Source organism: Paraburkholderia sp. BCC1886, from assembly GCF_900996245.1.
Taxonomy (GTDB): Bacteria; Pseudomonadota; Gammaproteobacteria; order Burkholderiales; family Burkholderiaceae; genus Paraburkholderia.
This window is the reverse complement of the sequence record NZ_CAAJGK010000041.1, coordinates 26258-47734: the sequence shown is the minus strand read 5'-3', so window position 1 is coordinate 47734 and position 21477 is coordinate 26258. Positions and strand designations below refer to the sequence as shown.

At 63.3% G+C, this 21477-nt stretch carries 19 protein-coding genes; 16 read left to right on the top strand and 3 right to left on the bottom strand.

Annotated features, from left to right (window positions below; translation table 11 throughout):
- Positions 1 to 158: 158 nt before the first annotated feature.
- From FQ746_RS10050 to FQ746_RS10020, 7 genes are all read left to right on the top strand, one after another.
- A complete protein-coding gene (locus FQ746_RS10050; RefSeq protein ID WP_144108997.1) occupies positions 159 to 941 on the top strand; it encodes a class II aldolase/adducin family protein in 783 nt (260 codons plus the stop codon).
- A gap of 63 nt (positions 942 to 1004) precedes the next feature.
- Complete coding sequence (locus FQ746_RS10045; RefSeq protein WP_144108995.1) at positions 1005 to 2015, top strand: aliphatic sulfonate ABC transporter substrate-binding protein; 1011 nt, start codon at positions 1005 to 1007, stop codon at positions 2013 to 2015.
- 68 nt (positions 2016 to 2083) lie between these two features.
- Positions 2084 to 2896: an ABC transporter permease gene (locus FQ746_RS10040; protein WP_144108993.1), complete on the top strand. Its 813-nt coding sequence runs from the start codon at positions 2084 to 2086 to the stop codon at positions 2894 to 2896.
- 3 nt (positions 2897 to 2899) lie between these two features.
- A complete protein-coding gene (locus FQ746_RS10035) occupies positions 2900 to 3658 on the top strand; it encodes an ABC transporter ATP-binding protein (protein ID WP_144108991.1) in 759 nt (252 codons plus the stop codon).
- Positions 3659 to 3704: 46 nt separating this feature from the next.
- Entirely contained in the window at positions 3705 to 4901 is a 1197-nt protein-coding gene (locus FQ746_RS10030) for an acyl-CoA dehydrogenase family protein (protein ID WP_144108988.1), read from the top strand.
- Positions 4902 to 5061: 160 nt separating this feature from the next.
- Positions 5062 to 6393 (top strand): ArgE/DapE family deacylase, encoded by a 1332-nt coding sequence (locus FQ746_RS10025; protein ID WP_260853969.1) that lies wholly within the window; start codon positions 5062 to 5064, stop codon positions 6391 to 6393.
- 68 nt (positions 6394 to 6461) lie between these two features.
- Positions 6462 to 7406 (top strand): 2-hydroxyacid dehydrogenase, encoded by a 945-nt coding sequence (locus FQ746_RS10020; RefSeq protein WP_144108986.1) that lies wholly within the window; start codon positions 6462 to 6464, stop codon positions 7404 to 7406.
- A gap of 12 nt (positions 7407 to 7418) precedes the next feature.
- Here the strand turns inward: FQ746_RS10020 and FQ746_RS10015 are convergent, their stop codons facing one another.
- Positions 7419 to 8366, bottom strand: a complete 948-nt coding sequence (locus FQ746_RS10015; RefSeq protein WP_260853968.1) for a LysR family transcriptional regulator — start codon at positions 8364 to 8366, stop codon at positions 7419 to 7421.
- 173 nt (positions 8367 to 8539) lie between these two features.
- Between FQ746_RS10015 and FQ746_RS10010 the strand changes: the two genes are divergently transcribed.
- The 8 genes from FQ746_RS10010 to FQ746_RS09975 all read left to right on the top strand — a co-directional run bounded on the left by FQ746_RS10010 (position 8540) and on the right by FQ746_RS09975 (position 17488).
- Positions 8540 to 10129, top strand: a complete 1590-nt coding sequence (locus FQ746_RS10010) for an ABC transporter substrate-binding protein (RefSeq protein ID WP_144108982.1) — start codon at positions 8540 to 8542, stop codon at positions 10127 to 10129.
- A 57-nt stretch (positions 10130 to 10186) separates the two neighbouring features.
- Positions 10187 to 11167 carry an ABC transporter permease gene (locus FQ746_RS10005; protein ID WP_144109630.1) on the top strand — a complete coding sequence of 327 codons (981 nt, stop codon included), beginning with the start codon at positions 10187 to 10189 and terminating at the stop codon, positions 11165 to 11167.
- 52 nt (positions 11168 to 11219) lie between these two features.
- Entirely contained in the window at positions 11220 to 12050 is an 831-nt protein-coding gene (locus FQ746_RS10000) for an ABC transporter permease (RefSeq protein ID WP_144108980.1), read from the top strand.
- The gene (locus FQ746_RS09995; RefSeq protein ID WP_144108978.1) at positions 12047 to 13759 is read left to right on the top strand and encodes an ABC transporter ATP-binding protein; all 1713 of its coding nucleotides are present in this window, start codon (positions 12047 to 12049) and stop codon (positions 13757 to 13759) included. The genes FQ746_RS10000 and FQ746_RS09995 overlap by 4 nt, the downstream gene beginning before the upstream one ends.
- A gap of 153 nt (positions 13760 to 13912) precedes the next feature.
- Entirely contained in the window at positions 13913 to 14956 is a 1044-nt protein-coding gene (locus tag FQ746_RS09990) for a porin (protein WP_186310683.1), read from the top strand.
- Positions 14957 to 15028: 72 nt separating this feature from the next.
- Entirely contained in the window at positions 15029 to 16024 is a 996-nt protein-coding gene (locus FQ746_RS09985; RefSeq protein WP_144108974.1) for an alpha/beta hydrolase, read from the top strand.
- Between the two features lie 59 nt (positions 16025 to 16083).
- A complete protein-coding gene (locus FQ746_RS09980) occupies positions 16084 to 16722 on the top strand; it encodes an FMN-binding negative transcriptional regulator (RefSeq protein WP_144108972.1) in 639 nt (212 codons plus the stop codon).
- Between the two features lie 13 nt (positions 16723 to 16735).
- A complete protein-coding gene (locus FQ746_RS09975) occupies positions 16736 to 17488 on the top strand; it encodes a class II aldolase/adducin family protein (RefSeq protein WP_144108970.1) in 753 nt (250 codons plus the stop codon).
- A gap of 148 nt (positions 17489 to 17636) precedes the next feature.
- On the opposite strand, the gene FQ746_RS09970 is transcribed toward FQ746_RS09975, so the two are convergent.
- Both FQ746_RS09970 and FQ746_RS09965 read right to left on the bottom strand, forming a co-directional pair.
- Positions 17637 to 18938 carry an ArgE/DapE family deacylase gene (locus tag FQ746_RS09970; RefSeq protein ID WP_144108968.1) on the bottom strand — a complete coding sequence of 434 codons (1302 nt, stop codon included), beginning with the start codon at positions 18936 to 18938 and terminating at the stop codon, positions 17637 to 17639.
- 3 nt (positions 18939 to 18941) lie between these two features.
- Positions 18942 to 20261, bottom strand: coding sequence for an MFS transporter (locus FQ746_RS09965; protein WP_144108966.1), 1320 nt, complete (start codon positions 20259 to 20261; stop codon positions 18942 to 18944).
- A gap of 112 nt (positions 20262 to 20373) precedes the next feature.
- On the opposite strand from FQ746_RS09965, the gene FQ746_RS09960 reads away from it, so the two are divergent.
- Entirely contained in the window at positions 20374 to 21318 is a 945-nt protein-coding gene (locus FQ746_RS09960; protein ID WP_144108964.1) for a LysR family transcriptional regulator, read from the top strand.
- Positions 21319 to 21477: the final 159 nt, after the last annotated feature.

Below are 21477 nucleotides of genomic sequence, written 5' to 3'. Positions count from 1 at the left end.
CTAATACGTCATTTGCAATCCACACTGCAGCGGATAACTAAATTATTCGCCCGCACATTTGCGAACCCAGGATTCATGTTTGGCCGGCTCGTTCGACGCACCGCAGAATACTCGCAGCGTCTCTATTCCATTCAGTCACCGACCAAGGCTCCGAAGACATGGCAGAAGCGGATCACCCTACCCTCACCGATATCGAAACGACGGGCCGTATCGATCTCGCCGCGGCACATCGCGCGGCGGTGATGCACGAGTTTCATGAAGGCATTGCAAATCATTTTTCGCTGGCGCTGCCCGATCCTCGCGGGCGCTTCCTGGTTGCGCCGTTCGGCTTGCACTGGGCCGAGATCAAGGCGACGGATTTTCTGGTGCTCGATTACGAAGCCCAGCGTATTGCCGGCGAAGGCATCGTCGAACAGTCGGCGTTGTGTATTCATCTGCCGATTCATCAGGCCGATCCGGTGCGGCATGCGGCCGTGCTGCACACCCATATGCCGTACACGACGGCACTCACGCGACTGGCCGATCAACGGCTGCTGCCCATCGGACAAGCGGAGTTGCTGCTGCTCAAGCACATCGCCTACGACGACGAGTACGACGGCCTCGCATACGACATCGACGAAGGGCGGCGACTCGCCGGCCTGCTCGGCGACAAGAGCATTCTGTTTCTGGCCAATCATGGCGTGATCGTCACGGGTCGCACGGTTTCGCAGGCCTACGACCGGCTTTATCTGCTGGAGCGCGCCGCGCGCTTTCAGGTACTCGCCTATTCGACCGGCCAGCCGCTGCGCCTGCTCTCACAGGCGCAGCAGGACAAGGTGCATCAGCAGTACACCGAAGGCGCGAAAGAAGGCGCGGCGTGGACCGGCAAGCCGTATCACGAACTGCATTTCGCCGCGCTCAAGCGCCTGCTCGACAAGTCCAATCCCGGCTACGCGCTTTAAAGCGAAGCGGCCTGCGCGGCCTTCATAAGCCGCGCCTCCCATTCCCAGACGACTTTGACCATAGTGACTCAATCGACACCCACCTCCCTCGTCGACTCATCGCTCAGCGAGCATTCGCAACGACGACGCCGTTTGCTGCTCGCCGGACTCGGCGCTGCGGCCAGCACCTTCACGTTCGGCAATTCGGCGCGCGCGCAGGACGTGCTGCGCGTGGGCGACATGAATTCGATCGGCTGGAAGGCTTTTCTCGAAGCATCGGGCGAAGCGAAAAATCTGCCGTACTCGATCGAGTGGAGCAAATTCCATTCGGGTCAGCCGGAGTTGCAAGCCTTCAATGCCGGCGCGCTCGACGTGGGCCAGACCGGCGATACGGTGTTCCTGTTCGCGTATGCCGCCGGTTGTCCGGCGCGCGCGGTCAGCGCGATCAAGTTCGCGCCGAGTTTCGTCCCGCTGCTCGCGCAGGCGAATTCCGGCATTCATCGCGTGGCCGATCTGAAGGGCAAGAAGCTCGCGGTCAACGCAGGCGGTGGTCCGCAACTGATGGCCTATGGCCTGCTGGATAAAGCGGGTCTCAAAGTGAGCGACGTGGAACTGGTGTTTCTCGATCCGCCCGCGGCGAAACCCGCGTTTGCCGCCGGCGCCGTGGATGCGTGGCTGACCTGGGCACCGTATTCGACGCTGGCGATCGAGCAGAACAAGGCGTATCCGGTCGCCGATCTACGGGACGTGTCGTGGCTATATAGCGGCAACAACTTTTATCTGGTCCACCAGGACGCCGCGCGCACGAAACGCGAGCACGTACGCGACTTTCTCGCGCGCAGCGAGCGCGCGCAACGTTGGGCACTGGCCAACGTGGAGGCGGCTGCGAACGCACTCGCGCAGGACACCAGGCTCGACCTCGTCACGGCCCGCTCGTTGCTGAAAGACTTCAAGCCGACGCCCGAAGCCCTCACGCCCGATGTGCGCACCGCCTTGCAGCACGCAGCCGACGGCTTTTACCGCTACGGCATGCTCAAGAAGTCTCTCGGCGATGTCAGCCCGGCCTTCGATACCAGCTTCGCGACGCAAGCCTGAACGACACCTTGCGCGGCGGCCCGGCTACGGCGGCGGCCGCCTGCGCTCAACTCATCGGGAGCAGCGTCATGGCTGATACCAGTCTCACCCTTGGCGGCGCGCGTCTTGGTACGCGCCGTCCAGGCTTTACGCGCGTGCGGCGCTACGCCGTGCCGCTGCTGTTGCTCGTGATATGGGAAGTCGCGGCGCTGGCAGGACTCGTCAACGAGCGACGCTTTTCTTCGCCCTCGCAGATCGCCACGACACTCTGGCACCTCTCGCTTAGCGGCGAACTCGGCCGGCATCTGCTGGTGTCGCTCGGGCGCGCCGCGAGCGGCCTCGCCATCGGTCTCACGCTCGGCACCGTGCTCGCGCTCGGCGCGGGTCTGTCGCGGCGCGGCGAAGACGCGGTCGACGCGCTCCTGCAAATGGCGCGCACGTTGCCGCATCTGGCGCTCGTGCCGCTCTTCATTCTGTGGTTCGGCATCGGCGAGACGCCGAAGATCGGCCTCGTCGCGCTGGGCTGTCTGTTTCCTATTTATCTGAACCTGTTCGCGGGAATTCGCGGTGTCGACGCAAAAATCGTCGAGATGGCGGGCACGCTCGATCTGACGCGCAGCGAGCAGATTCGCCACATCGTGCTGCCGGGCGCGTTGCCTTCGTTTCTGGTCGGGCTGCGCTACGCGCTCAGTATTTCCTGGCTCTCGCTGGTGGTGGGCGAACAGATCAACGCGTCGAGCGGCATCGGTTATCTCGCGATCACCGCACAGGACTACATGCGCACCGACATCATCATGGCTTGCCTGCTGGTCTATGCGCTGCTCGGTCTCGGCACCGATGCGCTGGTGCGAGCCGCCGAACGGCGCCTGCTGGTATGGCGTCCGTCGAACCTCAAGGACTAGTCGATGAATGCCATTCCGCTGCGCGCCGTCGCGGCGCCCGCTGTCGAAACCGTCGCCGATCCCGTGATTCGCGTACGGCAACTGACCCGGCGTTTCGGCGAGCACGCCGTGCTCGACCATCTCGATCTGCAGATCCGGCGCGGCGCGTTCGTCGCGTTGCTGGGCCGCTCGGGCTCGGGTAAGTCGACGCTTCTGCGCACGCTGGCCGGGCTCGATGCGGCACCCGCCGGCAGCATCGACGTGCCGGCGCGACGCTCGGTCGTGTTTCAGGAACCGCGCCTCGTGCCGTGGAAAACCGTCGAGCAGAATCTCGCGCTCGGTTTGCGCGGGCCCGACCCGGCGGGCGTGATTGCCGCGGCGCTCGGCGAAGTGGGCGTCGCGCATCGCCTGCATGCCTGGCCGCTGACGCTCTCCGGCGGCGAGGCGCAACGCGTCGCGCTGGCACGCGCCCTCGTGCGCAATCCGGAACTATGGCTGCTCGACGAACCGTTCGCGGCACTCGATGCACTCACGCGCATGCAGATGCAGCGCCTGATCGCCGAAGTCTGGAAAGCGCACGGCGCCACCGTCCTGCTGGTCACGCACGATGTCGATGAAGCATTGCTGCTCGCCGACCGCGTGCTGGTGCTTGAAAACGGCCGCATCGGCACGGACATCGATATCGCACTGCCGCGGCCGCGCCGCCCGAGTCATCCCGCCTTCGCGGCGCTGCGCGAGCAGTTGCTGGCGACGCTCGGCGTGGATACCGACGACGAGGCCTGAGCGTTACCACTCTCGCTAAACATCTCTCTTCAAGGATCTCCCCACCGTGACCGCTTCTTCCCTCCCTCCTGTCGAACTCGCCGATCTGCGCGCGCTGCTACCGTGGGTCGCCGAACAGGAAGCCCAGCCCGACCGCGACACGGCCGCCTTCAGCGCCACCATGCAGCGTCTGAAAGACGCCCGCCTCGGCGCGCTGCGACTGCCGCGCGAGCGGGGCGGCGGCGGCATTACGCTCACGCAGCTATTCGCGTTCGTCATCGACCTGGCTCAAGCGGATCCTAACGTCGCGCACGCGTTCCGCAATCCGCTGAACGTGGTGGAAACGCTGTTGATCGATCAGAGCCGCTTGCCGCAATTCGTTACCTATCTCGACTGGATCGCACGTGGCGAGACCTTCGGCGCATCGGCGACCGAACTGGGCCGCGCCAACGTCGGCAATCTCGTCTATCAGACCGCCGTGACGCCCGGCCCGGACGGACTACGTCTGAACGGCCAGAAGTTCTACAGCACCGGCAACCTGTACGCGGATCACATCTATGTCTACGCGGCCGACGCCGGGCAACGTCCCATCAAGGTCGTCGTGCCCGCGCGCCGTGCGGGCGTGCACATCGCCGACGACTGGGACGGCTTCGGCCAGCAGTTCACCGCCAGCGGCACCACCACGTATACGAATGTCGCCGTGGCCCCCGAAGAGATTACCGACGAGCGCCACGTGACCCGTCTGCCGTATTTCGCGACCTTCGCGCAGCTGTATCTGTCCGCCGTCGTGGCGGGCATCCTGCAGCGTGTGGTAGTCGACGCGGCGGCACTCCTCCGATCGCGCGAGCGCAACTTCTATCACGCGGTGGACGAAGTGCCCGCCGACGACCCGTTGCTGCAATCGGTGCTCGGCCGCCTGGAAAGCGTCGCGCATCTCGCGCGCGTCGGCGTGCTGGAAGCGGCGCAGTGGCTAGAAACCGGCTTCGCCAGCGCGACGGCCGGCGAGGTGTCGACCCATGCGTTCGAGCAGGCTGCGGCCAGCACCGCGAAGACCAAGATCATCGTCGACGAACTCGCGTTACGGGCGGGCGGCGAACTGTTCGAACTGGGCGGTGCTTCGGCGACGCGCCGTTCGCAACGGCTCGACCGGCACTGGCGCGCGCTGCGCACGGTGACTGCGCATAATCCGCTGGTCTACAAGGCGCTGGCCGTCGGCAAGCAGGTCACTCACGGCACGCCGTTGCCGAACCTGTCGTATTTCTAGGTGACGAAACGGGTTGCCCGGTGGTTCGGTCGGGCTACGAGTTTGCGGTCATGCGGGCGCCGCCATACAGCGGCAGCATCCATACCCAATTGTTTCGGCATTGGACGCTCATAGTGCCAACTTGTAGCCTTCACCTGGACTTAACCGCCAGGAGCAACTCGTGTCAATCGAGCAACCCGAAGTGTCGAGCGTGCCGAGCGTCGAGCAGATCGCCGAAGCCGTGCGCCGACTCACCCCTTATCTGACCGAAACCCTCACGCGCTTCGTCGGAGCGAAGAGCCTGCCCGGCGAAGAAATGCCGGGCGCCGAATTTCTCGAGCAGGAACTCGCGACGCTCGGCCTCGAATCCGAACGCATCATGTTACGCACGGATCTGCTGCGCGACGAACCGCTGTTCTCCATGCCGTGCTGTCCCGACGGCGGCCGTTATAACGTGCTCGCCGTGCATCGCCCGGAACGCAGCACGGGCCGCTCGGTGCTCTTCAACGGCCACCTCGACGTGGTGCCGACCGGTCCCGCCGAACTCTGGAGCGAGCCGCCTTTCGAATCGAAGCTGCACGACGGCTGGATTTACGGCCGCGGCGCGGGCGACATGAAAGCGGGGATCGTCTGCGCGCTCGCCGCCTTCAAGGCCTTGCGCGAGCTCGGCGTGCAACCGGCCGCCAACGTCGGTTTCAACGGCGTGCTCGAAGAGGAATACACCGGCAACGGCACGCTCGCGACAGTCTCGGCACTGCGCCATGCGATCAATACCGCCAAGCTGACCGCCTTCGACGCCGTGCTGATTCCCGAGCCGACGCATCAAAAGCTCTCGTCCGCGCAACTCGGCGTGTTCTGGATGACGGTCGAAGTAGTCGGCAAGCCTTCGCACGCCGCCTATATGCAGGACGGCGTGAGCCCGCTCGAAGCCGCGCAGCATTTCATTGCGGCGTTGAAGGAACTCGAAGCGGAATTGAACCTGCCGGAAAACCGTCACCCGTTGTATCGCGACCATCCGCACCCGATCAACTTCAACATCGGCCAGCTTCATGCGGGCGAATGGAATTCGTCGGTGCCGTCGACATGCGAAATCGGCTTGCGCCTGTCGTGCTATCCGAATACCGATATCGACGAAGCCAAGCGCCAGGCCGAAGCCTGCATCGAAACCGCGCGGCTCGCGCTGAACCAGCCGGACATTCGCGTGAACGTGAGCTATGAAGGCTTCCACGCGCCGGGTTGCGAATACGACCTCGATGCCGAACCGATCCAGTTGCTCGGCGCGATGCACGAGAGCGTGAACGGCGCACCCATTGAACGGGTTGCGTTGACCGCGACGACCGACGGCCGCCATTTCCGCAAGATGCTCGACGTGCCGGTGACCAACTACGGGCCGATTGCACGCAGCGTACACGGCTTCGACGAGAGCGTGTCGCTCGCCAGCATGATCGAAGTCACGGAAATTTTTGCACGCTTCATCGTCGAGTGGTGCGGCGTGGAAGCGCTGCCCGCCTGACGCCCCGTCGAGCCCGACACAACCACCCGGGACCGGCTCCGAATGCCGGTCTCAATCCATTTCTCAGCATGACGACGATTCTGCTTTGTAGCACGACGACTGATTTTTCACGCCTGAAGGAAATGCTCGAAGAGGCAGCGCCTGAATTCGATTTCCAGTTGATCCGCAACGCCGAAGACGCGCAAGCGGTCCCCGCCGACGCGGTGAAGGGCGCCATCTGCTGGCATCCGCCGCACGGCGTGCTCAAGCGTTTTCCGCAATTGCAGATCGTCTCGTCGGTGGCCGCCGGGGTCGACAATACGCTCGCCGATCCCGAACTGCCGCAGGTGCCGGTGTGCCGCGTGATCGACCCGAATCTCGCGCGCGGCATGGCCGAATACGTCGCGTGGGCGACGCTCTACTATCACCGCCGTTTCGACGAAGTCGCCGCCGACCGCGCGGCGCGCAGCTGGCGCACGCCCGTGCAACAGGCCGCGCCGCAGACACGGGTCGGCATCATGGGGCTCGGCGTTCTGGGCAACACGGTGGCGGATTATCTCGCCAACCTCGGCTTCGACGTGACGGGCTGGGCTCGCACTGCACGGGACAATCCGGCATGGCGCACGTATGCGGGCAGCGATGCTTTGCCCGAGTTTCTCGCCGATCGCGACGTGGTGGTGTGTTTGCTGCCGCTCACGCCGCTCACCAACGGCATCTTCAACCAGCAGACCTTCGCGGCGATGCAGCCGGGTGCCGCGTTTATCAACTGCGGACGCGGCGAGCATCTGGTCGTGCCGCATCTGCTCGACGCGCTCGACAGCGGGCATTTGCGTGGCGCCATGCTGGACGTGTTCGCTCGCGAGCCGCTCGCGCAGGACAGTCCGTTGTGGTCGCATCCAAAAGTGCTGGTCACGCCGCATATGGCGTCGTCGGCGCGCTTCGAAGTGATCGTCGAACAGGTGGTGACGAACTTGCGCCGCGCGTTCGCGGGAGAAGCGCCGGTCAATGCGATCGACCGGACACGCGGCTACTGACCGGCTTAATGCTTACCCGTACGCGACGGTGCTCCCACGCATGGAGCGTCGGGTACGCTTCAGATGCGCCTGCAACTCCCCCACCAGTCCTTCGATGGTCGTCGCACCGTAATGCTCGGGGTCCCACGCGGCGTAGAGCGTGAGCGACAGCGGCCCGGCGTCCGCCTCGTCCTGCATGAGCGTGCCGGTGGCGTCGCCGACTTCCATGATCTCCACGCCATAGGCGCCGTACTGCGCGGGGTCGGTCGTCACCGCCACGCCGTGACCGCTCGCCGATAGCGCGACCATGGTCGAGCCGTCGTCGCATTCGTCCAGATGTTCATAACGCAAACCCTGACGCGCGACCGCCGCATCCAGCACATGGCGGCTAACGCCGCGAGTACTGTGCGCGAGCACCCGCTCGGCCACCAGTTCGCGCAGCGTGACATGGGTTCGTTGCGCCTGCGCCCATGCATGGTCGCCTTTCACATAGGCCCGCAACGGAAAATGCCCCAGCACGCGAAAGCTGTATTCCTTCGGGCACGGTGTGGGCGAGATCACCAGGTCGATGCCGTGCTGCAGCGTGTCGTACACGTGATAGTGATCGACTTCGCGCGTCAATACGGTAGGCGCGGTGGAGGGCAACGTCGCCAGAAAAGGCGCGACCATATAGCGCACCGTGCTGGGCGTCGCGCCCAGATGCAAGCGCGTGATGTGACCGCTCGCGAGACTGCCTACGACGGTCTCGACATGACGCGACATGGTCAGGAGCGCGCGTGCCATTGAAACGAATTGACGCCCGGCGGGCGTCAATTGCAGGCGATTGCGGTTGTTATAGAACAGCTTGAGCCGGACCTCGCCTTCCAGTGCCTGGATATGCCGGCTCAGTGCCGGTTGCGCGATTCCACAGTGCGCCGCGGCGGCCGTGATGGTTCCTGCATCCACGACGGACAAGAAATATTCGATTCGGCGAAGGTTCATGGCGAAAGCATATAAGACAAAAGCATCGTTAGGCAATTGTTTCAGTATTGGACGGCATGATTGTGCGTGCTTAGTCTTGCTACCGTTCGCTGCCGCATTCATCGCGCGGCGCAATGCTTACCCAAGCTTTCCACACACTGGCCGAACGCCCTTTACTGCACACGGGATCACGAATGAAAAGAAGAGAGTTCAACAAGCTCATCGCCGCCATGGCTGCGCTGGGCGCCGTCGAAATGCCAATGGGTATTACACGCGCCTACGGGCAGACCAAAGGCGGCGTACTCAATTCGATCTTGCAGCCCGAGCCGCCCATGCTCAATCTCGCCGTCAATCAGCAGACGCCCACGCAAACCGTCTCCGGCAAGATTTTCCTGAGCCTGCTCACTTATGACTTCGACCTCAAGCCGCTGCCGAGCCTCGCACGGTCATGGGAAGTCTCGGCCGACGCGCTGACCTACACGTTCCATCTCGAACCGAACGTAAAGTGGCATGACGGTCAGCCTTTCAGCGCCACCGACGTGGTGTACACGGCCACCGAGTTCCTGCCGCAAACCAGCCCGCGCGCCCGCGACATCTTCGGGCGTTGCGCGTCGATCACCGCGCCCGATGCGAACACCGTGGTCTTCAAGCTGAAGGAGCCGTTTGGCCCGTTCCTCTCGGCTTTCGACATTGCGAACCTGCCGGTCATGCCCAGGCACATCTATGCGGGCACCGACGTCGTGAAGAACCCGGCGAATCTGAAGCCCATCGGCACGGGGCCGTTCAAGTTCAAGGAGTGGGTGCGCGGCTCGCATATCCAGCTCGTACGTAACGAGGATTACTTCCGTAAAGGCCAGCCGTATCTGGACGGGTTGATCTATCACATCATCCCCGACGGCGCTTCGCGGGCGCTGGCGCTCGAAGAAGGCACCGTGCAGCTCACGCAATGGACCGACCTCGAACTGTTCGACGCACGCCGGCTCGCAGCCGCGCCGAACGAAACGATGACGACCAAGGGCTACGAGTACTTCGCGCCGATCCTGTGGCTCGACATGAACAACCGCGTCAAGCCGATGGACGACAAACGCTTCCGTCAGGCCGTGATGCATGCCGTCGATCGCGAGTTTATCCGCTCAAAAATCCTTTATGGCTATGGACGCGTGTCCACCGGCCCAATCAGCTCGCGCACGCGCTTTTACGATGCCAACGTGCGCAAGTACGACTACTCGGTGCCCAAGGCCACTGCGCTGCTCGACCAGATGGGGCTGAAGCCGGACGCGAGCGGCATTCGCGCGCGGCTCTCGCTGCTGGTGCCGCCGTATGGCGAGTCGTTCACGCGGACCTGCGAGTTCCTGCGCGAAGCGCTCAGCAAGATCGGCGTGGCGGTCACGTTGCAAACCACCGACGCCGGCGGCTGGGCTCAGCGCGTCGCCAACTGGGACTACCAGATGACCGTGAACTCGCTGTACCAGTTCGGCGATCCGGCCATTGGCGTAACGCGCGCTTACGTGTCTTCCAACATTCGCAAGATCCTGTTCTCGAATACGGAAGGCTATTCGAACCCCGAGGTCGACAAGCTCGCCCAGGCCGGCGCCAGCGAAACCGATCCGGCCAAACGCCAGGCCATCTACTCTCAGATGCAGAAAGTGCTGGTCGACGATGTACCGGTTGCATGGTTGTGCGAACTCGACTTCCCGACGATCTACGACAAGCGGCTGCAAAACGTGGTGACGACGGCAATCGGCGTGCACGAAAGTTTCGACAAGGTTTTCTTCAAAGGTTAATCGATGAGCACTCCCGTCATGCATGCCGGTACCCGCTCGCCTGCCCACTTCACGCGCATGGCCGTGCGTTTGGGCGCAAGCGCAGTCGCGCAACTCGCGAAGATGATCGGCATCATTCTGATGATCGCCGTCTTCAACTTCCTGCTGGTACGCGCCGCGCCAGGCGACCCCGCTCTCGTGATCGCGGGCCAGTCGGGCGCTGTGGACGAACAGTTCGTGGCCCGCATCCGGACCGAATACGGTCTGGACAAACCGCTGCCGCTGCAACTGGCCACTTACATGGGCAAGGTCGCGCAACTGGACCTCGGCTATTCGTACCGTCAGCAGCGTCCGGTGCTGTCGCTGATCGCCGAGCGTTTGCCGGCCACGCTGCTGCTGGCGGGCTGCGCATTCGTGCTCTCGCTGGTGGGCGGCGTGCTGCTCGGCTGTCTCGCAGGGATTCGTGCAGGGAGTTGGGCCGACTCGGCCATCACGATTCTGTCTCTGCTCATCTATGCGACGCCGGTGTTCTGGCTCGGTCTGATGCTGGTGCTGCTGTTCTCGGTGCATTTCGAATGGCTGCCCGCGTTCGGCTATCGCAGCATCGGCGAGAACCTGAGCACGTGGGCGGCGATGGTCGATCTCGGCAAGCATCTGGTGCTGCCCGCCGTCACGCTGGGCATGCTCTATCTCGCCATTTATACGCGACTGATGCGCGCGTCGATCATCGAGGTCTCGCATCAGGACTTCGTGAAGACGGCGCGCGCAAAAGGCGCCTCGCCGCGACGCATTCTGTGGCGTCACATGTTGCGTAACGCGCTGCTGCCGGTCGTCACGATGGCCGGTCTGCAGGCGGGCACGCTGATCGGCGGCTCCGTGGTGATCGAAACGGTGTTTGCGTGGCCGGGCATCGGGCGGCTGACCTACGACGCGGTGCTGCAACGCGACTATCAGGTGCTGCAGGGCGTGTTTCTGGTGCTGTCGGCCATTGTCGTGGTGTTCAACTGGCTGACCGATCTGCTTTACCGCGTGGTCGATCCGCGTATCGGTTCGAACTGATTGCTTTTGTCTTGCCTCTGCTTCGCTTCTGCCTCATCACTCAGGATTTCTCATGCGAAACTTTCTTCGCTCTTACGCGCGCCATCCCAGCGGCATGATCGGGCTGATCCTGTTGCTCGCCATCGTCGTGCTGGCCGCGCTCGCGCCCGTGCTGTTTCCCGGCAGCCCGTGGGATTCCGCCGGCGATCCGTTCCTGCCGCCGCACAGCGCGGGCGCGCTGCTCGGCACGGATAGTCTCGGCCGCGATATCGCCTCCGGTATCGCTCACGGCGCGAGCGTGTCGCTGCTGATCGGTTGCGCTTCCACCGCCGCGGCGCTCGTGCTCGGCCTCGCGATCGGCTCGATCTCCGGTTATCTGGGCGGCCGCGCCGACGCATGGTTGATGCGCTTCACGTCGATGTTCCAGGTGATTCCCGGCTTTCTGTTCGCGCTGCTGCTGGTCGCGATCCTGACGCCGTCCATCAAGACGCTGACCATCGCCATCGCGCTCGTGAGCTGGCCGCAACTCGCCCGGCTCGTGCGCGCCGAGTTCCTGTCGCTGCGCGAGCGCGATTTCGTGACGGCCGCACGTTGCCAGGGCGAACCGGCGTGGCGCATCGTCATGCTGCACATCCTGCCGAATGCACTGTCGCCGATCATCGTCACGGCGTCACTCAGCATCGCCAACGCCATCCTGATCGAAAGCGCGCTGAGTTTCATGGGCCTCGGCGACCCGAACCTGATGAGCTGGGGTTTCATGATCGGCGCGGCCCGCACGATGATCCGCGTTGCGTGGTGGATGAGCGTGTTCCCGGGTCTCGCGATCCTGCTCACCGTCATCGCCATCAACCTGGTCGGCGAAGGACTCAACGACGTGCTCAACCCGAGGATCTCACGCCGATGATCAAGCTCGTCTCAACCAACCCCGCTGCCGAGGTCGCTCCCTTGCTTGCCATCCGCAATCTGTCCATCGCCCTGCCTGCCAAGGCGGACCGTGCCCATGCCGTCGAGGCGCTGTCGTTCGACGTGCGCGGCGGCGAGATCGTCTGCCTCGTCGGCGAGTCCGGTTCGGGCAAGTCGATGACCGCGCATGCGGTGCTCGGCCTGCTGCCGCGCGGCGTGACGATCGCCGCAGGAAGCAGCATCAAGCTCGGCGGCGAAGAACTCGCGCAACTGCACGGCGAGCGCATGCGTGCATTGCGCGGCTCGAAGATCGCGATGATCTTCCAGGACCCGATGAGCGCGCTCAATCCGCTGCAGACCATCGGCCAGCAGCTGGCCGAAGCCATCGTGCTGCACGATGACGGCAAAAGCGGACGCCGCGAGATTCAGGAGCGCTGCCTCGCGATGATCGCGTCGGTCGGCCTGCCCGCGCCCGACCACATCATGCGCAGTTTTCCGTTCCAGCTTTCCGGCGGACAGCGGCAGCGCGTAATGATCGCCATCGCGCTCGTCAACCGGCCGCAGTTGCTGATTGCCGACGAGCCGACGACGGCGCTCGACGTGACCACGCAGAGGCAGATTCTCGATCTGATCCGCGAACTGCAACTCGAACGGCAGATGGGCGTGCTGTTCATCACGCACGATTTCGGCGTGGTCGCGGATATCGCCAACCGCGTGATCGTGATGCGTCACGGCAGGCTGGTCGAAGCCGGCGAACGCGACCAGGTGTTGCGCGCGCCGCGAGATGCTTACACGCAGCGCCTGGTCGACGCCGTGCCGGGACGCGACGTGCCGACACGCGGCGCCGCCGCATTGGACCGTGCCACGACCGGGCGCGCACCGATGCTCGAAGTCCGCGCGTTGCGCAAGACCTTCGTGTCGCGTAACGGCTTCTTCGGCAAGCCGCGCGTCGTGCCGGCCGCCGACGATATCGCTTTCGACGTGTATCAGGGCGAGACCGTCTCGGTAGTCGGCGAGTCGGGTTCGGGCAAGACGACGCTGGGCCGTATGATCATGCGACTGATCGAGCCCGATTCCGGATCGATCCGGCTCGACGGGCAAGATCTGCTCACACTCTCGCGCCGGGATTTGCAGTCTTACCGCCGGCGCGCGCAGATCGTGTTTCAGGACCCGTTCGCGTCGCTCAATCCGCGGCAAACCATCGGCGAAGCGATCGTGCGGGGACCGATTCTGGCCGGCACGCCGCGCAAACAGGCGGTGACGCTCGCCACGGAACTGCTCGAACGCGTGGGAATCGGCGCGACCGCCCTCGCCCGCTATCCGCACGAATTCTCCGGTGGGCAGCGGCAACGCATTGCGATTGCCCGTGCGCTCGCCGTGAAGCCCAGCCTGCTGATTGCCGACGAAGCGGTTTCCGCGCTCGACGTTTCCGTGCAGGCGCAAGTCCTGGCCCTGCTCGACGAACTCAAGCGCGAACTCGGCCTGACGATGCTGTTCATTACGCACGACCTGCGCGTCGCGGCGCAGATCTCGGATCGGGTCGTCGTGTTGCAACGCGGCAAGGTGGTCGAGCAGTCGAGTGCCGTGCAGATTTTCAGCGCGCCATCGCACGCTTACACGCGCAGTCTGCTCGATGCGATGCCGGGCCGCGACTGGCTGGTGGCGCCGCACACGGGCACCGATTACGAGTTGCCGCGCACCGTGGGTTAAAGCAGTCCGCAGGTTTCCGGAATACCGCTGCACCGTCTGTCCTTCAGCACCCCGATCGTTGCTTCCCCACCGTCACTCTTCGCCCGCGAGGAGTGATGGATTACGTATGTAGTCATCCTCATCACAATCTAAACAAAGGCTCGGAGAATGGTAATGCGTTATAAAACAACAATCGCAGCGCTTTCACTTGCGTTGCTCCCTGCGCTCGCCAGCGCGCAGAGCAGTGTCACGCTGTACGGCATGCTGGACGTCGGCGCGCAGTATCTGAATCGCGCGAGCGGTACGACGCAGGGCTCGCAGCTTGCGTTGATCAACGCCGGTTTCTGGCCTTCGCGATTCGGCTTTCGCGGCCTCGAAGATATCGGCGGCGGTAACAAGATTCTGTTCCAGCTGGAAAACGGTTTCGATCCGACCAGCGGCGCGATGATTTCTTCCGGCGTGATCTTCAACCGGACCGCGCTGGTCGGCTGGTCGAGCCCGTATGGCACGCTCAGCGCCGGTCGTCAGTACGGCGTGCAGTTCGACCGTCTGCTCGCGTACGACCCGACCTCGCTCGCCAGCTATTCGCTGCTCTCGCTGCAATCCGTGCCGCTCACCACGCTGCGCGTGAACAACTCGATCAAGTACCTGTCGCCCACCTTCGCGGGATTCTCCGGTGAGGCGATGTACGGCTTCGGCCAGCAGGAGCCGGGCAGCAACGTCGCCGGCCGGTATATGAGCGCTGCGCTCGAATACAACCTCGGCTACTTCACCACCGGTTTCACGTATGAAAACACGCGCGGCACGATTGCCACCGCGGTCGACAACTCGGGACGGTCCGACGAGCGCTATACGGTGTCGGCGCGCTATTCGGTGCCCACGAAATTCATCGTCTCGGTCGGCGCGACGCGCGTGCTCGGCGATCTGCAACTGACGCCGCGCGGCACGGTGTACTGGGCGACGGCCGGGTACTGGACTTCGCCCGCGCTCACGTTCGACCTGACTGCGGGCCGCTACGACTATCAGGGCAAGGGCCAGCACTCGGCGCTGCTGACGACGAGCGCACGCTACTTCCTGTCGAAGACCACGTACCTCTACGCCAACGTCGGCTACATGTCGAACCAGGACGTGGGCACCATCGGCATCTACAACTATGCGGCCACCCAGCCGGGCGTGAGTCAGCTCGGCGCCTCCATCGGTATCAACAAACGCTTCTGAGCGTCAGTCGCGGCGCAGGATGGCCGCGACACGACGCGCCTTTCCCTGCATCCCGAACAGAACGGAGTCTTCATGAGCAATCTGGACCCAGCCATCTATCCGCCGACCGGCATTCCCGCGCCGCTCGATCCGCAGATCGCCGAGTTTGCGAAACGCATGGCGAGCGATGCGTCGCGCTTTCCTCGCCGCGACACCGTCTCTCTCGAAGAGGGTCGCGCCATCGCCGAACAGGTTCGCGCGCCCTGGGCAAAAGGCGGTCCCGCGATGGCGTCGACCGTCGAACACGATATAACGACCGCGCAAGGGCCGGCGCGCCTGCGCGTCTACACGCCGCACACGCTGAAACAGGGCGGTGTCTTCATCTATCTGCACGGCGGCGGTTATGTGCTGTTCAGCAACGATACGCACGACCGCCTGATGCGCGAATACGCGCACCGTGCCGGCATGGTCGTAGTGGGTGTCGAATACGTGCGGGCGCCGGAACTGCGCTTTCCCGGCCAGTCGTTGCAATGTCTCGAAGTCGTGCGCTGGATCGTCGCGAACTCGCAGACGCTCGGCTACGAAGCGGGCAAAGTGTTCCTCGGCGGCGACTCCGCCGGCGCGAATCTGAGCGCTGGCATTGGCGTGGCGCTGCGCGCCGCGAACGAGCCGATCGTCGACGGGCTGATACTGAATTACGGCGGCTACGGGGCGAACATGAACCGCAATTCGGTGATCCGTTATGGCGCGGGCGATTACGGTCTGTCCGTGCACATGATGCTGTGGTTCCGCGGCCTCTACCTCACAAGCGTGGAAGATTATTCGGACCCGCGTTACAACCTGCTCAATGCCGATGTCGGCGGTTTGCCGCCCGTGTTGATGGTCGTCACCGAATGCGATCCTCTGTACGACGACAACCTGGACTTCGAAGCCAGGCTCAAGCAGGCAGGCGTCGACGTAACCGCGCGCATCTATCCGGGCACGGTCCATAGCTTTCTCGAAGCGGTGTCCATTGCCGACGTCGCCAGCCGCGCGTTCGACGAAACCGTCGAGTGGATCGCGGAGATTGCCTCGCGCGACGCGCGCTGAGCCTCAAATCACGCGGCGGCGCATGCATCGCCGCCGCGCTTTCATGTCAGGAGACCAGGATGTATATCAAACCGGCTTACGCCGAAGACCAGCTCGCGACCCTTCACGCGCATATGCGCGAGTGGAGTTTCGCCATGCTGGTGAGTTCGACTCGCGGCGCAGTCGGCATTACCCATTTGCCGTTTCTGCTGGATACGACGCGCGGCGAGCACGGCACGCTCACCACGCATCTCGCGCGCGCCAATCCACACTTCGAGCAGCTACGCGAAGCCAAGGATGTGCGCGTGGTCTTCTCCGGCCCGCATGCGTTCGTCTCGCCGAGCTGGTACGAAGACCAGCATACGTTCCCGACCTGGAACTATGCCGCGATCCACGCGAGCGGCCGCCTGCGTCTGATTGAAGAACCCGAAGCCGTGCGCGACATTCTCACGCGTACGGTGGCTCACTACGACACGCCGCTGGGCGGCGCGTGGAGCTTTCCCGGTATGCCCGAAGACACGATCCTGCCGCGCCTGAAAGCGATTGCCGGTGTCGAAATCGAATTGACACGGATCGAAGGCAAATTCAAACTCAACCAGGACCGCTCGGCTGCCGACCGCCACGGCGTGATTGCCGCCCTTGAAACGCAAGGCCGCTGCGATACTCAGGCTTTGGCTGCGCTGATGCGCGCGCGCGAAGAAGGCCCTTCCACCTCCTGATCTTCACGACACCATGAATAGTCAAGCTATCACTCAAACCCCGCCCGTGCGCAGCGCCGCCGAACAGAAAACCCGCATCGAACTAGCCTCGCTTTACCGGCTGGTCGCGCATTTCCGCATGACGGATATCATCGACACGCACATCAGCGCACGCGTGCCGGAGACGGAACATTTCCTCATCAACCGCTACGGCGTGATGTTCCATGAAATGACACCGGACGATCTGGTGAAGATCGATCTGGACGGCAATCCCATGGAAGACGGCGACCCCGATAGCCAGTACGTGAATGCAGCCGGTTTTACGATTCACTCGGCGGTTCATTCGGCACGCCATGATCTCGCCTGCGTGGTCCACACGCACACGGCAGACGGAATCGGCGTTGCGTGTCAGGCCGACGGTTTGCTGCCGATCACGCAACACGCGCTGCGTTTTTACCGGCGTATCGCGTACCACAACTATGAAGGGGTGGCGCTCGATCTCGACGAACGCGCTCGCCTGATCGCCGATCTCGGCCAGCACAATGCGATGATTCTGCGCAATCACGGGCTGCTCGCCGGAGGCCGCACGATTGCCGAGGCGTTCGTGAATATTCATTATCTCGAACGTGCATGCCAGTCGCAGATCAAGGCGATGTCGGGCGGCGCGAAGCTGACGTTTCCCAGCCCCGAAACCTGCGAATACACCGCGAAGCAATTCGAAGGGCCGCATGCAATGGACTACTGCGAGCGCGTGTTCACCGCGGCACAGCGTCTCTGCGCGGCTTGATGCAAAACAAGGTGGATTAGCTTCATGCGTGACGCGGCAAAATGCGCGTCACGCTACTCGAAGAGCTCAGAAGCGTTTGTTGATACCGATGGAGGCGCCGAGCTGACTCACGCCCGGCTGGGTGGCCCTATAGCGTGTGGTCAAGTTCTTATTTGATCGGATTGCACTTGCACCAGTTGACGATGAACCACGCGATGACCGTAATCGAATCCAGCAGTTCGTCGATCGCGACGGATTCGTCGATGCCATGCGTGTTCTCTCCGCCCGGTCCGTAGCACACCGCCGGTGTCTCGCCGTACAGGTTGAAGAACTTCGCATCGGTCGTCCCGGTAAAGGCCATCATGCCGGCCTCGCCGTGCAGGACCTCGTGATGGCAACGCCGCAATTCGGCAATCAGCGGAATGTCGTGGTCGAGCGCAAAGCCTTCGGCGCGAAATCCCACCTCGCTCAGCGTGTAGCTGAAAATCTCGCGATTGGCGTGGTGTTCGAGCGCGTGATCCAGCGCCTCGCGAATCGCGGCAATCGCCTGTTCGACGGTCGTGCCGGGATAGGTGCCCACGCGAATCGTCGAGCGGCAGTTGGTGGCGACGGACGACGTCCACTCGCCGCCCTCGATCGTGCCGAGATTGAATTTGACCGGATTGAAGTGATCGGCGTAACGCGCATGACGGCATTGCGGCGCGTTCTGCCGTCCCTCCAGTTCTTTGAGCGCCGCGAACAGGTCGAACGACATCGAAATCGCGCTGCCGCCTTTCTCGGAGAAAGCCGCGTGCGCGGGCTTGCCGCTTACTTCGAGTTCGAGCCAGATCACGCCCATCTGCGCATCCATCACGCGCAACGAGGTCGGCTCGGGGATGATGGCGGCGTCGGCGGTATAACCGCGCACCAGACAGGACAGCGCCCCGTTGCCCGTGCACTCTTCTTCGATCACCGATTGCAGATACACCGGCGCTGCCGGTTCGAGACCGAGTTCACGCAGGATTTTCCACGCCATGATGAACGCGGTGATGCCCGCCTTCATGTCCGCGCTGCCGCGTCCGAACACCTGACCGTTGCTGACGTAGGGCTCGAAGGGCGGCCGAGTCCACAGCCGTTCGTCGCCGACCGGCACGACATCGATATGACCGTTCAGGATCAGCGAGCGGCCGCTTTCGCCAAAACGCGGCCGGTGAATGCCGACGACGTTCGGACGGCCCGCGTAATCCATCGAACCGGGCGACCACGCGGGGTGCGTTTCCAGTGTGTTTTGATCGACCTCGAATTCGTCGAGTTGGAGTCCGAGCGATTCGAAGGTGTCGCGCACGAACGCTTGCGCCGGTTGTTCGCGACCGACGAGCGACGGGAACGAAACCAGCTTCAGCAGCAGATCGACCGATTCGTCGCGATGGCTTTCGACGGCCGCCCTGAGTGTCGGAATGTCCAGAGGAAGGAGAGAGGTCTTGGCGTTCATGGTTCAGTCGCTCACGGTGGAAGCTGCAGCCGTCTTGAAGACGACGGGGGAGTCGCGTCGCATCAAAATGCCGATACAGCCGGCCGAGATCGCCGCGGTCGCCGAGTAGGCAATCGCGAGCGGCACCCAGTTGCCCGGAAAATGTTCGGCGAGGATCGTCCCGAGAATGGGCGTCAGGCCGCCTGCAATCGCTCCGCAGCCCTGATAGGAGATCGAAATCGCGGAGTAGCGATATTCGGTCGGGAACTGGCTGGCCGAGAACCCGGCGATGGCGGCATAGAACGCCGCGCCGAAGAACACGCAAATCGCAAGACCCGTGAAGATCGACGCCGAGGTCGCCTGATTGACCAGCGGATAAAGCAGAAACGGCGTCACGCAGGTAATCAGGCTCGTGGTCAGGACGAAACGCGCGACGCCCACCTTGTCGGCGAGCCACGCGGCAATCGGGTTCACGCACAACTGCAGGCAGGTGCTGGCGAACACGCAGTCGAGAATCACGGTTCGCGGAATATGCAGATACTGAGTCGTGTAAGTCAGCATGAACACGACGAGAAAATACGCGGAGGAAATGCCGACTGTATTCGCGCCCGCCACCAGCAGCAGAAGCCGCGGCATCTTGCGGATCACTTCGAGCGCCGAAGGCGGACGGTTCGCGACCTTCGCCCGCACCGCTTCGAAATCGGGCGTCTCGTGCACACCGTGGCGGATCACGAGGCCCACGATCATCAGCAGCGCGCTGGCGAGAAACGGCAGGCGCCAGCCCCAGCTATACATCGCATCGCTCGGCAGGCTCGAGATCGCGCGAATGGCGAGGATCGACAGGATCATGCCGGCCGGGCTACCCAACTGCGGAAACGAGGCGAAGAAAGTTTTGCGCTTCGCGTCGCTGTGTTCCGACGAGAGCAGCACCGCGCCGCCCCACTCGCCGCCCACCGCGATGCCCTGCACGATCCGCAGCAGCACGAGCAGGATCGGCGCGGCGACACCGGCGCTCGCGTAGCTCGGCAGACAGCCGATCAGCACCGTCGAGCCGCCCATCAGCAACAAGGTGATCGCGAGAATATTCTTGCGCCCCGCGCGATCGCCTAGCGAGCCGAACAGCGCGGCGCCGAGCGGTCGCGCGAAGAAGCCGACGGCGAAGGTTCCGAGCGAGCCGAGCGTGGCCAGAAACACGTTGCCCTGCGGAAAAAACACGTGACCGAAAACCAGCGACGCGGCCGTCGCGAAGATATAAAAGTCGTACCACTCGATGGTGGTGCCGACAAACGCGCCGATTGCTGCGCGAGCCGGCTGGGCGCCCGGTTTCTGGATGGTGCTGGCCATGGTTTTCCTGCTGGTCTGTAGTCCGAGGCGCCATCCTACGCAACCGAAATTATGCAATCCAATGAGAAATTTGCTAAATTACGATGCAATTTCTGCAACATAACGACACACCATGGATCTCAGAAAACTCGAACACGTGGTCGCACTCGCAGAGACTTTGCACTTTGGCCGGGCCTGCGCGCGGGTCAATCTGAGTCAGTCCGCTTTCTCGCGGAGCTTGCAGAGTCTCGAAGAAGAATTGGGCGCCACGCTGTTCCGGCGCGACGCGCACGGTGTCGAGCCGACGCCGGCGGGCACCGTCGTGATCGGGCGCGCGCGCCGGATGCTGTTCGAAGCGAAGCAGATCAGGGACGACTTGCAGCAGTTGCAGAACGGCGCGCTCGGCAGCGTCGATATCGGGCTCGGCGCGACGCCGGCCGCTCTGCTCGGGTCGAGCTTGTTGACGCTGGGTGGCGGACTGCCGGCGGGTTCCCGCATCGCCATCCGCCAGGGGCCCGCGAGCGCGCTGCTGCAAATGCTCTATAGCAGCGAGATCGACGTGATGTGCGCCGACATCGCGCCGCTCGACACGGTGTCCGATCGCGCGCAACTCGAGATCGAAGAACTGCCGCAATGGCCGATCGGGCTGTTCGTCCGTGCCGGACATCCGCTCGCGGGGCAGCAGACAGTGTCGCGGCAGGAAGTCATTCAGTTCCAGTTCGCCAGCACGCAGTTGTCGCCCTTTGCGCTCGCGCTGTTGCAGAAGGAGTTTGCGACGCCGGATGGTTTCGCGCGGGCGATTTCCATCGAGAGCGACAGCTTCAGCGACATGATTCAGGCGACGCTGCAGACCGATCTCGTCATCGTGGCCAGCCGGTCGGTGTTCGTCCAGCAGATTGCCTCGGGCGAATTGCGCGAGCTTGCGCTCGAACCGCCGGTTGAATCCAGAGCCCGCTTCGGGTTGGTGAAGTTGCGGCGCCGACAGCTTCCGCCGTTAGCCGAGAAGGTCGCGAGTCTCGTGAGAGAGTCGTTCGAGCGTTATGCGCGAGAAGCCGTGGCGCCGCTCAGGACAGACTGATTTACCCGCTCACCGAAAGCCCTTTTCATATTGCGAAATCCCCCTCGGTTTTCGTCGGTCCGGTTTTTTCGCCGCTTGATAACGTGTTTTGCATTGCAAAACACGTTTTGTATCTCCTTGAAAACAAAGCAAAAATAAAGTCTTATGTCTTATATAAGA

Coding starts and splice junctions, on each gene's coding strand:
- FQ746_RS09970 (WP_144108968.1), bottom strand. CDS start 18,938: ATGAACGCCAAGACCTCTCTCCTTCCTCTGGACATTCCGACACTCAGG.
- FQ746_RS10000 (WP_144108980.1), top strand. CDS start 11,220: ATGCGAAACTTTCTTCGCTCTTACGCGCGCCATCCCAGCGGCATGATC.
- FQ746_RS10050 (WP_144108997.1), top strand. CDS start 159: ATGGCAGAAGCGGATCACCCTACCCTCACCGATATCGAAACGACGGGC.
- FQ746_RS10015 (WP_260853968.1), bottom strand. CDS start 8,366: ATGAACCTTCGCCGAATCGAATATTTCTTGTCCGTCGTGGATGCAGGA.
- FQ746_RS09985 (WP_144108974.1), top strand. CDS start 15,029: ATGAGCAATCTGGACCCAGCCATCTATCCGCCGACCGGCATTCCCGCG.
- FQ746_RS09995 (WP_144108978.1), top strand. CDS start 12,047: ATGATCAAGCTCGTCTCAACCAACCCCGCTGCCGAGGTCGCTCCCTTG.
- FQ746_RS09980 (WP_144108972.1), top strand. CDS start 16,084: ATGTATATCAAACCGGCTTACGCCGAAGACCAGCTCGCGACCCTTCAC.
- FQ746_RS10040 (WP_144108993.1), top strand. CDS start 2,084: ATGGCTGATACCAGTCTCACCCTTGGCGGCGCGCGTCTTGGTACGCGC.
- FQ746_RS09975 (WP_144108970.1), top strand. CDS start 16,736: ATGAATAGTCAAGCTATCACTCAAACCCCGCCCGTGCGCAGCGCCGCC.
- FQ746_RS10035 (WP_144108991.1), top strand. CDS start 2,900: ATGAATGCCATTCCGCTGCGCGCCGTCGCGGCGCCCGCTGTCGAAACC.
- FQ746_RS09965 (WP_144108966.1), bottom strand. CDS start 20,261: ATGGCCAGCACCATCCAGAAACCGGGCGCCCAGCCGGCTCGCGCAGCA.
- FQ746_RS10020 (WP_144108986.1), top strand. CDS start 6,462: ATGACGACGATTCTGCTTTGTAGCACGACGACTGATTTTTCACGCCTG.
- FQ746_RS10005 (WP_144109630.1), top strand. CDS start 10,187: ATGGCCGTGCGTTTGGGCGCAAGCGCAGTCGCGCAACTCGCGAAGATG.
- FQ746_RS10010 (WP_144108982.1), top strand. CDS start 8,540: ATGAAAAGAAGAGAGTTCAACAAGCTCATCGCCGCCATGGCTGCGCTG.
- FQ746_RS09990 (WP_186310683.1), top strand. CDS start 13,913: ATGCGTTATAAAACAACAATCGCAGCGCTTTCACTTGCGTTGCTCCCT.
- FQ746_RS09960 (WP_144108964.1), top strand. CDS start 20,374: ATGGATCTCAGAAAACTCGAACACGTGGTCGCACTCGCAGAGACTTTG.